The organism is Castellaniella sp. (assembly GCF_034675845.1).
Classification (GTDB): domain Bacteria; phylum Pseudomonadota; class Gammaproteobacteria; order Burkholderiales; family Burkholderiaceae_B; genus Castellaniella.
This window is the reverse complement of record NZ_JAUCCU010000001.1, coordinates 580,647-594,645: the sequence shown is the minus strand read 5'-3', so window position 1 is coordinate 594,645 and position 13,999 is coordinate 580,647. Positions and strand designations below refer to the sequence as shown.

The following is a 13,999-nucleotide window of genomic DNA, read 5'->3' as shown; positions in this document are numbered from 1 at the left end:
GCTTGTGGGAGGCGGGTGAGGACGCATCAGGCAAGGTATGTACTGGTTACGTTATCCAGCGACTGGTGGCATACCAGCCCGTCTGCACGGACCTTATACCCCCCTTGCCATCAATAGTGCCGACTGGGATTGAACCAGTGCCGCAGGTGCACCTGCCCGGAATTTCTCTTTCCGACTCCCCACAAAGAGGGGCGCTCTAACCAACTGAGCTACAGCACTATTGATGACCCTGCACCGCAACCGACGCGTGCAGGGACGGGCTTTAACCATGCCCACATGGGCCTGTTCGCGTGGATTTCTCCCAGGCTCGCGTACTTCCCGTGTGGTTTTGGCGGCGTCTCCTGGCATACAGAGGGTGGGTGCTCCTCCAGCCATCAGCCAACTTTTGACCCATGCCGATATCGCCCGGCTTTACGCGCCCGAATGTTCAGGGATTCAGCGGATTACGCTGCTACGTTGTATCGCCGCTCATGGCGTTCTCCTTGATTGCAGACCCCGTCTTTCTGGCGGACGTGGTGACGCCGTAGAAACCGCACTCAAATCCGGATACCCCGAATTTGTAGCTTGTTAGAACATCTTTTCATCCCGCCCAGTGTGACCAGAACGTGCCTGCAGTAGACGCAAAACAACATTAAAATGTAGCAATCCAATATCTGGATAGCGCCAGTTGGCGTTGATTAATAAAGGTTTTTTGTTGTATGTTTTGCTATACAGCAGGACTCGAAATCAGGCGTACGTTTATAGCGTACCGTGGGTTCGAATCCCACCCTGTCCGCCAAGTATTAAAAAGCCTGATAATTCAACGGATTATCAGGCTTTTTGCTTCTAAGGCCGGTGGTGGATATGTGAGATAGCCACGTTGTACTTCCACAAGAGGCGTTATATGTTCTTAAAAAAGTATGCATTCTCGGCTGCATGCGCTGCCGTGCTGGTGTCGGCTTACGTGCTTGCTCCATTGGCTCAGGCCTGCACGCGGTTTGTCTATCATGGCGCTGACAATGAGATCATCACCGCGCGGTCCATGGATTGGAAATCAGACATAGGAACCAATCTATGGATCTTTCCGCGCGGGATGCGACGATCCGGAGAGGCTGGTCCTCATTCAATCAGGTGGACCTCGAAATATGGCAGCGTCATAGCGTCGGGCTACGACATTTCCACCACAGATGGCATGAATGAGGCTGGCCTGGTCGCTAATGCGCTTTGGCTGGTCGAGTCCACCTATCCGGCCTATGACGGAACGACACCCGGCTTGTCGATCGCCGCGTGGGCGCAATATGTACTCGACAATTTTGCAAGCGTGCAAGAGGCTGTCGATACGCTTGCCGAGCAACCCTTCACTTTAGTCACGGACAAAGTACCCGGAGAAGATCGACTCGCCACCCTGCATCTTTCCTTATCGGACGCTTCGGGTGACAGCGCAATCATCGAATATATTGATGGACGCCAGGTTATTCACCACAGCCGGACCTATCAGGTGATGACTAATTCACCGATCTTTGAACAGCAATTAGCCCTTAATTCTTATTGGCAACAGATTGGTGGCCTGGTGATGTTACCGGGCACCAATCGCGCCTCTGATCGTTTTGCGCGCGCATCCTTCTATGTGAATGCAATCCCCAAGACAGGGACTTCCACGGATGCCTTGGCCAGTGCTTTTAGTGTCATTCGTAACGTCTCTGTTCCCTATGGCATCGTCACGCCCGACCAGCCCAATATTTCATCCACGCGGTGGCGCACGGTGGCCGACCAGAAGAATAAACTTTACTTCTTCGAGTCAGCACTTGCTCCCAATGTTTTCTGGGTCGACATGAAGACACTGGATTTGTCGGAATCTACCGGCCAGGTGAAAAAACTTAGTCTTGGTCCCGACCAGAGCCATATATACGCCGGTTTAGTGAACGATCAGTTCAAGGAAACCAAACCCTTCAAGTTTCTTGGCCTATAAGCTGTTCACCCAACGCTGAGTCAGCCCGTGCGTTTTTTTGGCTGTGGGCCACGGTAGTGTGGCATGCCGGGTACGCGCGGTGGCTGATCGGGTGCATCACTCGTGTTTTTGCGGGCGCCGATACGGGTTAGCCCATACAGTATCAGTACCCAGAAAACCAGGCTGGATCCTGTGGTCAGCAGACCATGGAAGCTGGCATAGCCCGTGGCGGCAGAGGCTTGGATGCCAACGGTATCGGCAATCCAGGGAATATTGCCCAGCGCCTCGGTCAGCAGGCGACCTGGCAAGGCGAAGCCCCATTTCAAGGCGTTCAGGGCCTCCCAACCGGCGATGGTGTTGTTGCCGTCTATATCCAATACAAAATGCAGGGCTTGGATGTTCATCAGGGCCTCCGACAAATTGCAATTATTGATTTCATCTTCACTATAAGCGCTTTGTTTGCGGCAGACAATCTAGTTTTTTGCCCTGAAAAACACGGGAAGATCCTCAGATACCTGGCCCTGGTGATGGTGTTACAGTGCACGCAAACATCAATTTTCGGGCTTACATGCAGGCAGACCAATTCGCTGCAGCTATTCAGGCACATCCTACGCTGGGCTGGCTATCGCAGCAGGATCGTGCGCGTTTGCTGGCTGCCGCAGAGCCCTGCAGCTATAGTGCTGGAGACCCCATTTACCAGGCGGGCCAGTCAGCCCAGTATTGTTATTGGCTATTGGTCGGCCAGGTCGAACTCGTACGGCCATCGACGCCGGTGCTTCTGGAGGCAGATCAGGTCTTTGGCGGCGAGGCCTTTGCCGATCAGCTGTCGCAGCCGGGTACTTATCTGACGGATGCCCTGGCATTGACCGATGTGCAGGTCTTGCGGGTATCTCGTAGCATATTAGGGGGTCTGGCGACACGCCATCCCGGCCTGAAATCCGCTGCGTTGATGGGACTGGCGGCTCGCCTGGGCGGTCTCCCTCTGCCCGAATCGCCGCCGCAGTCAACGCCCATGGTCAAATCTCTGCCATTGAAGCAGCGCATCGGCTGGCCTGCCGCCTTGGCCTTGCCGCCCGTGGTCTGGTGGTTGGCCGATCAGGCTGGCCTGCCGCCTCAGGGGGCGGTCTATCTGGGGCTGTTTTCCCTGATGTCGCTGATGTGGCTGTTTGCCCTGGTAGACGAGTTTATCCCGCCCATCTTGGCGGTCGTGGCGATGTTGTTCATCGACCTGGTTCCCCCTCAGGTTGCCTTGCGGGGGTTTTATTCGCGCACATTCTTATTGCTGCTGGGGGTCTATGCCTTGGCGGCCGTCGTGGTCAGTTCGGGCCTGGCCTATCGGCTGATGCTCTGGGTTTTGGTCCGGTTGCCGGATTCCCCCTTTTGGCATCGCACAGCCTTGACCTTGTTTGGGTTTTTATTGTCCATTGTCATGCCCTCGTCCAATGCCCGCCTGACATTATTGCTGCCTTTGTATCAGGAAATGGATCAAAGCCTGAAGGCCCCTGCCCAGGGGCCGCAGGCCAGCGCGCTGATGATTTCCGTCTTTACCGGGGCAACCTTGTTTTCGCCTTTGCTATTGACCGCCAAGTCCTCCAACCTGGCCGCATTTACCATGTTGCCCTCGCAGGTGCGCAGCGAATTTCAGGGCATAGAGTGGCTGGTAGGGGCCGCAGTTGTGGCATTTGGCTTGTTTGCGGCCCATTTGCTGGCTATGCGGTTTTTATTCCGTGTCGAGACGCATCATCCGTTGCCGGCTGATCGCATCCGCGCCCAGATTACACTGCTGGGGCCGCTGCGCCCGCCCGAATGGGTGGCTGCGATTGCCTTTCTGGTGTTTTTGCTGGGAGCGATCATTCCCCAGTGGCATCAATCGCAGGCTGCCTGGTTGGCGGGTTTGGTGCTGGTCGGCTTATTGCTGCTGGGCCTGTTCAATAAAGGCTCCTTCAAGACTCAGATCGATTGGCCTTTGATTTTCTTCCTGCTGAGTCTGGATGGCTTGATGGAAGCCATGCAATACCTGAATCTGGATGATTTGATGATTCAGGCCATCGGTGGGGGGCTGGCCTGGGTGGATGGCAGCCTAGGGTGGTTCATTCTGCTGGCCTTGATGGTCACGGTGGCATTGCGGCTGGTGCTGCCGCTGACAGCAGGCATGATTCTGGCGGTGACGATTCTGTTGCCGGTGGGCCTTAGTCAGGGTATCCACCCCTGGTTGGTGGTCTTTCTGGCTTCGCTGTTTTCTGATATCTGGTTCATGCCGCACCAGAACTCTGCTTTGCAGCAGGCGATGTCTGCAGGTTTGCGTAGCCGCTGTAATGAAACCCTGTTTTTTCATTATGCATGGTGGCTCAATCCGCTGCGCATCGTGCTGGCCTATGCCTCTATTCCTTATTGGCAATGGCTAGGGCTGCACTAGGGATACCCATGAAAAATCGTCTGGCCGTCATCTGCGCGGGGATTCTGGCAGTCCTGCTGCTGGTGTTCTTGGTGGCTTTCAATCACCAGAAACCGCGTGTGCTGGTCCTGCACGGATTTTCCGAGGAAGGCCCTTGGGAACAGGCCTTTGATGCGGGGTTCCGGCGCGGACTCGAACACAATCGACAGCCTTTGTCGGTGCGTTGGCGCTACATGATGTATTCCCAGTACCTCAGTGACCGTCAATGGGTGGCGGCCAGCCAGCGCAGCCGCGAAATCATTGACAACTGGCAACCTGATGTGCTGGTCACGGTGGGCGAAGAAGCCCAGGATTACGTCGGCCGCTACTATGCAGGGCAGGCATCGCCACGGGTGGTCTACATCATCAACGAGAATCCGGCGTTGTTCGATTACCCAGGGGCAGCGAATGTCACCGGGGTGCACGAAGTCCTGCCGTTGGGTCAGATCGGGGATATTTTGCAATTCATGGGTCGCAGCCCCTTGCGCATCCGTGCCATCGGTGTCGAGGACCCGACCGGACGCGCCGAAGCTCAGCAGGTTCAGGCGCATGATTGGGGGCCACACCAGTTCCTGGGGGTGGATCTGGCCACAGATGCTGTGGATTGGCGAAGCCGGGTGCTGGCTCTGACGGATCAGGTGGATATCCTGCTGGTGCTCAGTGCCGGTGGGCTGCCTGAGTCGCCCGATATTTCCGAAGATATCAACCCCGATCAACTGTCGGGCTGGACTGCCAAACATGCAAAACCCTTGTCCATTGGCATCCGCGAATCCTTTGTGATTGGAGGCGGGGCCTTGGCTGTGGTGCCCTCGCCTGGTGGGCTGGGCCATCAGGCTGCGCAGCAAACCTTGTTGGCACTGCAGGCGATTCAGTCAGCTCAGGCGCTGCCGCCGCCCAAGAACAGCCAGGATTATCTCATCGCCTTGCGTCCGGATGAGCTGGCTGCCCGAGGATTGAAGCTGCCGGAAATTTATCTGCAAGCGGCTCGCGGCACCCATACCCTGTACCCTAAGTATGGCGAAGACTTGGGCAGCTCCGGCCTCTCGCACTGAATTGTGCTGTGCGTCCCGCGTCTGGCGCAGCGAAGAACGCGTCGGACACTTAGGTTTCTTCTAGCACACGAGGCCGCTTGGGCACCAGCAGCACCAGCATCAAGGTCAGCATAGCTGCGGCAATCATGCCCACATAGACTTGGCGGGTAGCACCATCAAAGACGGATAAGAGATACTGGTGCACGGCCAGGCTCTCTGATCCTGCTTGCAGGGCTGTCATGACGTCTTGAGCCGATGGCAGGGTATCGGCCAGGGTTGCGGGGGCATTGGCCAAAGAGGTCTGCACAGCATTGTTGAACAGCGCACCCACGACGGCGGCGCCCAGGCTTTGCCCCAGGTAGCGTGACCACATATTGGCGCTGGTGGCCACGCCACGTTGGTGCCAGGGGACCGTAGACTGCACTCCCACCAGCAGCGGGGTGGACAGCATGCCGAAGCCGGCGCCCAGCAAGATCTGATCTGCGGTCACCAGCCAGACAGAAGGTTGGGGCGGCAGCAGGACGAAGCCCAACACCGCCAGCAGCATCAGCACCCCGCCGAACAAGGCCGTGTCGCGAAAGCCGAATTGCAGGTATAGACGCCCTGACCAGGCCGACGCGCTGACCCAGCCCAGGCTCATGCTGGCAAGCACCAAGCCGGCGCTGATCGGCCCCAGACCCAGCACGGATTGGGCGAATACAGGCAGGTATGCGCCGGGTGCCATCATGACCAGCCCCATGCCCAACACGCCTAGATTTGAGCCCAACATCACGCGTTCGCGCCAGATCCAGCCGGGCATGATGGGTTCGGCGGCTGCGCGTTCGCGCAGAATGGTTGCCAGAATCAGGCCTGCCGTCAAGGCAAATGCAATCAAGCTGGGGGCGGAGGACCAGGCCCAGGCGTTGCCGCCCTGCAGCAGCGCGAAAACCCCTGCCGATCCGGCCAGCATCATCAGGATGGCGCCGACATAATCGATGTGGTGCTGGTGGTTGGGTTGGTGTTCATGCAGATATCGGGCGATCAGGAAAATGGCGGCCAGTCCGATAGGCAAGTTGATCAAAAACACCCAGCGCCATGTCGCGTATTCGGCAAAGGCGCCACCCAGCGTCGGGCCGACGATGGCGGCGACCCCCCAGACGCTGGACAGCCAGCCCTGGACTCGCGCCCGTTCGCGGGTAGAGTACAGGTCGCCCGCCAGGGTATTGACCGTGGCCATGATGGATCCGGCACCCAGGCCCTGCAAGGCCCGGAAGACGATCAGCGGCACCATGCCCCAGGCCAGCGCGCAGGCTGCGGAGCCCAGTAAAAAGACTGCGGAACCACCAATGAGCACGGGCTTGCGGCCATACAGGTCGGCAAGCTTTCCATAAATAGGAATGGTGATGGTCTGCGCCAGCAGATAAATGGAAAATAACCAGCTGAATTGCTCAAAGCCGCCCAGGTCCCCCACAATCTGTGGAATGACGGTTGCCACAATCGTGATGTCCATGGCGGCGAGCGACATGGTCAGCATCAGGGCCACCAGAATCCAGCCCCGATGAGGCATCGGTGTCGGTGCGCGGTCCATCACCGTGTCTGGGTGATCCTCTGGGGGAATAGTGTGAGGTGGCGAGCGCATGGCGGATCTGATTTTTGGGCTCCTGAATCTGTGGCTATGTTAGCGCGTTGTCCGCATGGGAATGGTGCATTGCCTGGCCGAGAGCCGTCATAATAGAGGCCTTCAAGATAGGATGTGTCCATGAATCAGGAAGCAGACGGTCCCCTGGTGGGCCATGGCGAATACAAAATCCCCGGCGGCAAGCTCGTTGTGGTGGATCTACAGGCCCGACACGGACGGCTGGTCGAGGTGCGGCTATCGGGGGATTTCTTTCTCGAACCGCCCGAGGCCTTGGATCGCATCAATGCAGCCCTGGAGGGCTTGCCCATCGGCACCAGCGCCCAGGCCCTGGCCCAAGCCGTACAAGACGCCTTGTCTGCCGATGTGCAGATGTTTGGCATCAGCCCGGAAGGTATTGCCGTGGTCATCCAGAGGGCATTGGCATGAATACTCCTGCGCCGCGTAGCCAATGGACGGAGCACAACTGGCAGTTGCTGCATCCCGAGCCCCTGCTGCCATTGCAACACATGGCGTTGGACCATGTCTTGCTGGATGAGGTCGCCGCCGGCCGTCGGCCGCCGACCTTGCGGATCTGGGAATGGGCGGCCCCTGCTGTGGTGATCGGTATCTTCCAGTCCCTCAAGAACGAGGTTGACGCGCAGGCCGCCCAGCGGCATGGCATTCAGGTCGTGCGCCGCATCAGCGGGGGTGGGGCGATGTTTATCGAACCCGGCAACACCATTACCTATTCCTTGTATGCGCCGCTGTCTCTGATTGAGGGCATGAGTTTTCAGGATGCTTATGCCTATATGGACAGTTTTGTGCTGCAGACTCTGGACAAGCTGGGTATCAAGGCATGGTATCAGCCGCTGAATGACATTACCTCAGAGGGCGGAAAAATAGGCGGCGCTGCTCAGGCCCGTCGTGGTGGGGCGGTGTTGCACCATGTCACCATGGCGTATGACATCGACGCGGCCAAAATGGTGCAGGTGTTGCGTATTGGCCGTGAAAAACTCTCTGATAAGGGCACGGCGTCGGCGGCAAAACGTGTCGATCCATTGCGTAGCCAGACAGGGCTGGCCCGCGATGTCATCATCCAGCGCATGCTGGAGACCTTTCGCCAGCGCAATGGTTTGCACGAAGACGCCCTAAAACCCGCAGAGCTGCTGGCCATGCAGCAGTTGATCGAGGCTAAGTTCGGCACCGAAGCCTGGCTGGCCAAGGTGCCTTGAGGCGGCTGTTTATGACTGCCCCATAGCACTGGTGGGGCTATTGATGTGTGTGCAGGCTATTCAGGGTCTGCAAGGCCAGATTCGAGTGCGCATAGGCGCCGCCTGCGCGCATTTCGGCGGCCACCCAGATGGCTTCCATGATTTCAGCCCCCGAGGCGCCGGCACGGGACGCGCCTTCGGTATGGCCTTTGATGCAATAAGGGCACTGCGTGACATGGGCAACGGCAACGGCAATCAGCTGTTTGGTTTTGGCGTCCAGGGCACCGGGGGCAAACACGGCCTTGCTGAAGGCCTTGAAGGCCGCCAACTGATCCGGCGCCAATTCGGCGCGCTGTTTGGCCAGGTCCGGTGTGGCATTGGGAAACATCGGTGTGTCGGACATGGATGAACTCCTGTATGAATGGGTGTATCACCATCATAGACCTGCATGGTGGCCTTCTCTCATGGTCTCCCTGCTGCGGGCAGGACAATCCGCCCAAGCCCTCTACAATAGACAGACTTTCATCGTTGATATCTTGCCTATTTCATGAACCGCCAACCCATGGATGCCCTGGCCAGCGGCACGATGCTGCTGTTGTGTTTGATCTGGGCCATGCAGCAGATTGCCCTGAAGGCCACGGCCCAGGACTTTTCCCCGGTATTCCAGATTGCCCTGCGCACCGCAGCGGGGGGCGTGTTGGTGGGGGCGTTCATGGCCTGGCAGGGCCAAGCCCTGGGGGCCGCCTTGCGTTGCTGGCGGCCAGGGGTGGTGGCTGGCTCCCTGTATGCCCTGGAATTCGTGCTGCTGGGCGAAAGCCTGCGTTTTACAACGGCTGGGCATGTGGTGGTGCTGCTGTATACCGCCCCTATTTTTGCGGCGTTGGGGTTGCACTGGAAATTGCCCGAGGAACGCCTGGCCTGGGTGCAATGGCTGGGGGTGGTGCTGGCCTTTACCGGGGTGGGATTGGCTTTTCTGATCCGGGAGCCCGGCCAGGCCGTTGATCCGACAGCCATGTTATGGGGGGATTTTCTGGCATTGCTGGGAGGGGCGGCCTGGGGGGCCACTACCGTGGTGGTGCGGGTAACGCCATTGGCGGAACTCCCGGCCAGCCATACCTTGATGTACCAGTTGGTGGTCGGGGCGGCGTGGTTGTTGTTAATGGCTGTTTTGCTGGGGCAGACGCACTTCAATCCCACCGCCTTGGTTTGGGCCAGCCTGACATTTCAGACCCTGTTCGTGGCCTTTATCAGCTATCTGACCTGGTTCTGGCTATTGCGTAAATACCTGGCATCCCGGCTGGGGGTTTTTTCGTTTTTGACCCCCTTGTTTGGGGTGGTGCTGGGGGCCTGGCTGCTGGATGAGCCCATCGGAAAAGGATTCTTGCTGGGTGCCTTGTTGGTGGTGCTGGGGGTCGTGTTGCTGAGTGGCTATGGCTGGTATGCACAATGGCGTACTCAGCATCGGATACTTAGCCGCTGAATCCACCTTCGTTTAAAAACGCTTGTTCGGCCGCCGTGGTGCTGCGTCCCAAGGCCGAATTACGGTGTGGAAACCGGCCAAAGCGGGCAATGATATCGTGGTGCTCTTGGGCCCAGGGCATGGAGTCCGGGGCATGTTGTCGATACAGGTCCAAGGCTGTTTTTTGGGCCTCCAGGTCTTCGGCATGCATGTATGGCAGCAGGATAAAGTTGCGCAGAGACGGCTGGATATCAGCCAGGTGAACCAGACTGCGGCGGGCATAGGATAGCGCTAGGCCATCGGTAGCGAACATATGCCCGGTATCCCGGAAAGCATTGCGAGGATACTGGTCCAGCAACAGAATCAGTGCCAGTGCGGACCCTGGCTCCTGCAGCCAGGCTTCCAGCTTCTGGCGGGCCGCTGCAAAATGCGCCTCTTGAAAGCGGTTGCGAAATGCTGCATCGAAATCTTCGTCCTTGGCGAACCATTTTTGGGGCCCGGCCGCCAGCCAGAAATCCACCATGGCCTGGGCGTCGTGCGCTGAAGAAGGTGTGTGCAGTTGGCCGTGTGTCATGATGGATGTCCTTGAAAGTGGATGAATGGCCCTGTGGTGCGCCCAAGACCCTGTCGGTAAAGGGCTACAGCAATTCGCGGCGCAGGTCAGCCGCTGATTTTGGTGATAGCAGGCCGGGCGCCACATCAAATACGCTGCGGGCGCCGGTGTCGCCAGCCAGCTTCAACCGCCAGGCGGCGCGTGCATAGGCCACCAGCACGCTGGACGTAAACCCCGGATTGCTGCTTAGATTCAACGAATATTCGATGACCTGAGCATTATCCTGGCCAGAAATGCCGCTGCGAATGACAAAGCCGCCGTGTGGCATGCCGGCGTGGTCACGTTGCAGCGTATCGGCGTCGATGAAGTGCACGGTCGTGTCATAGTCGACAAAATAATCCGGCATGCTGACAATGGTGTGTTCCACCTGCTGGGCATCTGCGCCAGGTTGCAGAACAACAAAGCATTCGCGGGTGTGTTTTTCGCGGGTGCTTAATTGAGGCAGTTGGCCTGAGCGCACACGCTGCACGGCCTGGGGTACCGGGATGGTGTATTGCACCCCGCCAGCCACGCCTGGTACGCGGCGGATGGCATCCGAATGGCCCTGGCTCAGGCCCTTGCCCCAGAATGTATACGTCCCGCCTTGGGGCAGAATGGCTTCGCCCATCAGACGGTTGATGGAAAACAGGCCTGGGTCCCAGCCTACCGCCAGAATCGACAGGTTGCCGCCTGCCTTGGCAGCAGCATCCAGGGCCTCGAAGTAGTCGGGGATGCGTGCATGGGTATCGTAGCTGTCTACCGTCGTGAACCAGCGGGCAAGCTGAGGGCCTTGTGCCGGTAGATCGTCCTTGGAGCCGCCGCATAGGATCAGTACGTCAATATCATCACGGTGGTCAGCGGCGGCGTCCAGCGACCAGACCGGCACGGCTGTCCCGGTCTGGACCAGGGCGGCGGGATTGCGGCGCGTGAAGATGCCAACCAACTGCATGTCGGGATGCTGGGCAATGGCGGCTTGGGCGCCACGGCCTAGATTGCCATAACCTGCAATGCCAATACGGATGGGGGATGAAGCCATGGAAGTCCTTGTGCTGATCAGAAAAATAGGCGTGTGCTTGCTGATTTTATTGTATCGGCTTGCAGGCCTGTCGGCATGCGGGTGCTAGAATGGCGGCCATTTTCATTCGGATACATCGTCATGGCGGCCTCGTCCAGTAAAAACAATGCCTTGCTGCAGTTTGTCAGTAACGGCAGCTTAGTAACTCAAATTCTGCTTGGTCTGCTGGCCGGTATTGTGTTGGCGTATATTTCGCCGGATTCGGCGCTCGCGGTCGGCCTGCTGGGCAGCCTGTTTGTCGCGGCCCTGAAATCGGTGGCGCCCTTTCTGGTGTTCGTGTTGGTGACCGCCTCGATTGCCAATCACCAAAAGGGTGCCAAGACGCAACTGGGTCCCATTCTGATTTTGTATCTGGTGGGTACTTTCGCCGCTGCGCTGGTGGCGGTGCTGGCCAGCTTCATATTTCCCTTGACCATCCAGTTGCAGTTGGGCAATGAGGTCGTGAATCCGCCCAGCGGGGTGCTGGAGGTGCTGCGCAATCTATTGCTCAGTGTGGTGGATAATCCGGTCCGTGCGCTGCTGGAGGCCAATTACATTGGCATTCTGGCTTGGGCGGTGGGCTTGGGGCTGGCCTTGCGCCAGGCGCATGGGGTCACCAAGAACGTCGTGTCGGATTTGTCCCTGGGCTTGTCGTTTATTGTGCGGGTGGTGATTCGCTTGGCGCCCATTGGGATTTTCGGCCTGGTGGCTTCAACGATTGCTGAAACCGGTTTTGACGCCTTGCTGGATTATGGCCGACTGATTGCCCTGTTATTGGGCTGCATGCTGTTCGTCGCGCTGGTGGTCAATCCGCTGATTGTGTTTTTTCGTATTCGCAGCAATCCTTATCCCCTGGTCTTCACTTGCCTGAGAGAGTCCGGCGTGACGGCGTTTTTTACCCGTAGCTCGGCGGCCAATATACCCGTCAACATAGCCTTGTGCCGGAAGCTTGGTCTGGAAGAAGACACCTATTCCGTCTCGATCCCGCTGGGGGCCACCATCAATATGGCGGGTGCGGCCATCACCATTACGGTCTTGACGCTGGCCGCAGTGCATACCTTGGGGGTAGAGGTAGACCTGCTCACGGCCTTGTTGCTGAGCATTCTGGCAGCGGTTTGCGCCTGCGGTGCCTCGGGCGTGGCGGGGGGGTCGCTGCTGTTGATTCCGGTGGCCTGCAGCCTGTTCGGGATTTCCAACGACCTGGCGATGCAGGTCGTTGGTGTGGGCTTCATCATCGGTGTCGTGCAGGATTCCGCCGAGACCGCCCTGAATTCGTCGACGGATGTGCTGTTTACGGCTGCAGGTTCGGTTGGGCCTCAGCCCAACGTTGGATAATCGGCCAGAGATCGGCGGGCTGGCGGGCAATGGCGTCCGCTGCCCAGTCGGCTGGATCGTCGCTGCAGTAGCCGTAAGCAGCCGCCACTGTCGCCATGCCGGCAGCCTTGCCTGCCAGGATATCGCGCTCGTCGTCGCCCGCATACAGGCATTGACTGGGCGCGAATCCTGCCTGGCGAGCCGCATGCAGCAGTGGCTCTGGGTGGGGTTTGGTGTGCGGTGTCGTGTCGCCTCCGACTGTCACCCGGCAGTGTGCTTGTAGCCCCAGGTGTTGCACCATGGGGAGGGCCAGATATTCGACCTTGTTGGTGACGATGCCCCAGGCCATGTCTGCCTGGTCCAGTTGATCCAGCAGGGCTTGTACCCCAGGAAACAGGCAGGCTTGATCCAGCATGCCCTGTGCATAATCCTGTAGAAACTGTGCACGGGTTTGTTCGTAGGTATCTGTACCGGGGTCCAGGTCCAGGGCAGCCTTCAGCAGGCCGCGGGCGCCATGGGACGCATAGGGCCGCAAGGCCTCGTAGGGCAGGGGGGGCAGGCCCTGATATTCGCGTTGGCGGTTTGCTGCGGCCGCCAGATCGGGGGCGGTGTCGGCGAGTGTGCCGTCGAAATCAAACAGGATCAAATAAGAAGACATGGGCTTAGTCCGGACGCCGTGCGGCCATCATGTAGTTGACGCCGGTGTCCTGGCATAGCTGGTACAGGCGGGTAATAGGTTGGTACTGGATGCCGCAGAGATTCGTGACGTCCAGGCCAGATTGGCGCGCGGCGGCGGCCAGTTCGCTGGGCGTGATGAATTGCCGATAGTCATGGGTGCCGCGTGGCACCATGCGCAGCAGATATTCGGCTGCCACAATGGCCAAAGCGAAGGATTTCGGATTGCGGTTCAAGGTGGAAAAACACACCAAGCCGCCTGGGCGCACCAGGGTGGCGCAAGCCTGGACGATCGCGGCTGGGTCGGGGACATGTTCCAGCAGTTCCATGCAGGTGACCACATCGAAGGCGCCGGGGTGCTGGCTGGCATAGTCTTCGGCGCTGATGCATTCATACTGCACCTGCACGCCGGATTCGTGGCCGTGCAGGCGTGCAACCTGTAGCGATGGCTTGGCCAGATCAATGCCGGTGACTTGTGCGCCTTCGGCTGCCATGGCTTCGGTCAGCAGGCCGCCGCCACAGCCTATATCCAGTATTTTCTTCTGATCCAGCGTGTCGGCTTGGTCGCGGATCCAGTCCAGGCGTAGCGGGTTGATGTCGTGCAGTGTTTTCAGATCGCCCTGAGGATCCCACCAGTTGGAGGCCAGAGCACCGAATTTATCCAGCTCTGCAGGGCTGGCATTGGCTGTATGCATGCGTCGAAAT

14 protein-coding genes and 1 tRNA gene are annotated in these 13,999 nt (G+C 58.6%); 7 read left to right on the top strand and 8 right to left on the bottom strand.

Annotated features, from left to right (window positions below):
* Nucleotides 1-114: 114 nt before the first annotated feature.
* Nucleotides 115-219 (bottom strand) — tRNA-OTHER (locus VDP81_RS02885).
* Between the two features lie 664 nt (nucleotides 220-883).
* On the opposite strand from VDP81_RS02885, the gene VDP81_RS02880 reads away from it, so the two are divergent.
* A complete protein-coding gene (locus VDP81_RS02880; RefSeq protein ID WP_323011465.1) occupies nucleotides 884-1,948 on the top strand; it encodes a linear amide C-N hydrolase in 1,065 nt (354 codons plus the stop codon).
* A 20-nt stretch (nucleotides 1,949-1,968) separates the two neighbouring features.
* On the opposite strand, the gene VDP81_RS02875 is transcribed toward VDP81_RS02880, so the two are convergent.
* Complete coding sequence (locus VDP81_RS02875; RefSeq protein WP_322994503.1) at nucleotides 1,969-2,331, bottom strand: hypothetical protein; 363 nt, start codon at nucleotides 2,329-2,331, stop codon at nucleotides 1,969-1,971.
* A gap of 164 nt (nucleotides 2,332-2,495) precedes the next feature.
* On the opposite strand from VDP81_RS02875, the gene VDP81_RS02870 reads away from it, so the two are divergent.
* Both VDP81_RS02870 and VDP81_RS02865 read left to right on the top strand, forming a co-directional pair.
* Nucleotides 2,496-4,343, top strand: a complete 1,848-nt coding sequence (locus VDP81_RS02870) for an SLC13 family permease (protein WP_323011464.1) — start codon at nucleotides 2,496-2,498, stop codon at nucleotides 4,341-4,343.
* Nucleotides 4,344-4,351: 8 nt separating this feature from the next.
* Nucleotides 4,352-5,413, top strand: a complete 1,062-nt coding sequence (locus tag VDP81_RS02865) for a hypothetical protein (protein ID WP_323011463.1) — start codon at nucleotides 4,352-4,354, stop codon at nucleotides 5,411-5,413.
* 49 nt (nucleotides 5,414-5,462) lie between these two features.
* Here VDP81_RS02865 and VDP81_RS02860 read toward each other — a convergent pair whose 3' ends face one another.
* Entirely contained in the window at nucleotides 5,463-7,010 is a 1,548-nt protein-coding gene (locus VDP81_RS02860; RefSeq protein WP_323011462.1) for an MDR family MFS transporter, read from the bottom strand.
* 120 nt (nucleotides 7,011-7,130) lie between these two features.
* Between VDP81_RS02860 and VDP81_RS02855 the strand changes: the two genes are divergently transcribed.
* Both VDP81_RS02855 and VDP81_RS02850 read left to right on the top strand, forming a co-directional pair.
* Nucleotides 7,131-7,436 (top strand): biotin--protein ligase, encoded by a 306-nt coding sequence (locus VDP81_RS02855; RefSeq protein WP_322994507.1) that lies wholly within the window; start codon nucleotides 7,131-7,133, stop codon nucleotides 7,434-7,436.
* Entirely contained in the window at nucleotides 7,433-8,221 is a 789-nt protein-coding gene (locus VDP81_RS02850; RefSeq protein WP_322994508.1) for a biotin/lipoate A/B protein ligase family protein, read from the top strand. Before VDP81_RS02855 ends, VDP81_RS02850 begins: the two co-directional genes overlap by 4 nt.
* Before the next feature lie 37 nt (nucleotides 8,222-8,258).
* Here the strand turns inward: VDP81_RS02850 and VDP81_RS02845 are convergent, their stop codons facing one another.
* Nucleotides 8,259-8,603 carry a carboxymuconolactone decarboxylase family protein gene (locus tag VDP81_RS02845; RefSeq protein ID WP_322994509.1) on the bottom strand — a complete coding sequence of 115 codons (345 nt, stop codon included), beginning with the start codon at nucleotides 8,601-8,603 and terminating at the stop codon, nucleotides 8,259-8,261.
* A 144-nt stretch (nucleotides 8,604-8,747) separates the two neighbouring features.
* Between VDP81_RS02845 and VDP81_RS02840 the strand changes: the two genes are divergently transcribed.
* Nucleotides 8,748-9,680, top strand: a complete 933-nt coding sequence (locus VDP81_RS02840) for a DMT family transporter (RefSeq protein ID WP_322994510.1) — start codon at nucleotides 8,748-8,750, stop codon at nucleotides 9,678-9,680.
* Here the strand turns inward: VDP81_RS02840 and VDP81_RS02835 are convergent.
* A complete protein-coding gene (locus VDP81_RS02835) occupies nucleotides 9,670-10,233 on the bottom strand; it encodes a DUF924 family protein (RefSeq protein WP_322994511.1) in 564 nt (187 codons plus the stop codon). The two genes, VDP81_RS02840 and VDP81_RS02835, sit on opposite strands and share 11 nt — an antisense overlap.
* Before the next feature lie 64 nt (nucleotides 10,234-10,297).
* Nucleotides 10,298-11,287 carry a diaminopimelate dehydrogenase gene (locus VDP81_RS02830; RefSeq protein WP_323011461.1) on the bottom strand — a complete coding sequence of 330 codons (990 nt, stop codon included), beginning with the start codon at nucleotides 11,285-11,287 and terminating at the stop codon, nucleotides 10,298-10,300.
* Between the two features lie 120 nt (nucleotides 11,288-11,407).
* On the opposite strand from VDP81_RS02830, the gene sstT reads away from it, so the two are divergent.
* A complete protein-coding gene (sstT, locus tag VDP81_RS02825) occupies nucleotides 11,408-12,640 on the top strand; it encodes a serine/threonine transporter SstT (protein ID WP_323012382.1) in 1,233 nt (410 codons plus the stop codon).
* On the opposite strand, the gene VDP81_RS02820 is transcribed toward sstT, so the two are convergent.
* Nucleotides 12,597-13,277, bottom strand: a complete 681-nt coding sequence (locus VDP81_RS02820; protein ID WP_323011460.1) for an HAD-IA family hydrolase — start codon at nucleotides 13,275-13,277, stop codon at nucleotides 12,597-12,599. The two genes, sstT and VDP81_RS02820, sit on opposite strands and share 44 nt — an antisense overlap.
* Nucleotides 13,278-13,281: 4 nt before the next feature.
* The gene (gene ubiG / locus VDP81_RS02815) at nucleotides 13,282-13,989 is read right to left on the bottom strand and encodes a bifunctional 2-polyprenyl-6-hydroxyphenol methylase/3-demethylubiquinol 3-O-methyltransferase UbiG (RefSeq protein ID WP_323011459.1); all 708 of its coding nucleotides are present in this window, start codon (nucleotides 13,987-13,989) and stop codon (nucleotides 13,282-13,284) included.
* Nucleotides 13,990-13,999 lie beyond the last annotated feature (10 nt).

Coding starts and splice junctions, on each gene's coding strand:
- VDP81_RS02880 (WP_323011465.1), top strand. CDS start 884: ATGTTCTTAAAAAAGTATGCATTCTCGGCTGCATGCGCTGCCGTGCTG.
- VDP81_RS02875 (WP_322994503.1), bottom strand. CDS start 2,331: ATGAACATCCAAGCCCTGCATTTTGTATTGGATATAGACGGCAACAAC.
- VDP81_RS02870 (WP_323011464.1), top strand. CDS start 2,496: ATGCAGGCAGACCAATTCGCTGCAGCTATTCAGGCACATCCTACGCTG.
- VDP81_RS02865 (WP_323011463.1), top strand. CDS start 4,352: ATGAAAAATCGTCTGGCCGTCATCTGCGCGGGGATTCTGGCAGTCCTG.
- VDP81_RS02860 (WP_323011462.1), bottom strand. CDS start 7,010: ATGCGCTCGCCACCTCACACTATTCCCCCAGAGGATCACCCAGACACG.
- VDP81_RS02855 (WP_322994507.1), top strand. CDS start 7,131: ATGAATCAGGAAGCAGACGGTCCCCTGGTGGGCCATGGCGAATACAAA.
- VDP81_RS02850 (WP_322994508.1), top strand. CDS start 7,433: ATGAATACTCCTGCGCCGCGTAGCCAATGGACGGAGCACAACTGGCAG.
- VDP81_RS02845 (WP_322994509.1), bottom strand. CDS start 8,603: ATGTCCGACACACCGATGTTTCCCAATGCCACACCGGACCTGGCCAAA.
- VDP81_RS02840 (WP_322994510.1), top strand. CDS start 8,748: ATGAACCGCCAACCCATGGATGCCCTGGCCAGCGGCACGATGCTGCTG.
- VDP81_RS02835 (WP_322994511.1), bottom strand. CDS start 10,233: ATGACACACGGCCAACTGCACACACCTTCTTCAGCGCACGACGCCCAG.
- VDP81_RS02830 (WP_323011461.1), bottom strand. CDS start 11,287: ATGGCTTCATCCCCCATCCGTATTGGCATTGCAGGTTATGGCAATCTA.
- sstT (WP_323012382.1), top strand. CDS start 11,408: ATGGCGGCCTCGTCCAGTAAAAACAATGCCTTGCTGCAGTTTGTCAGT.
- VDP81_RS02820 (WP_323011460.1), bottom strand. CDS start 13,277: ATGTCTTCTTATTTGATCCTGTTTGATTTCGACGGCACACTCGCCGAC.
- ubiG (WP_323011459.1), bottom strand. CDS start 13,989: ATGCATACAGCCAATGCCAGCCCTGCAGAGCTGGATAAATTCGGTGCT.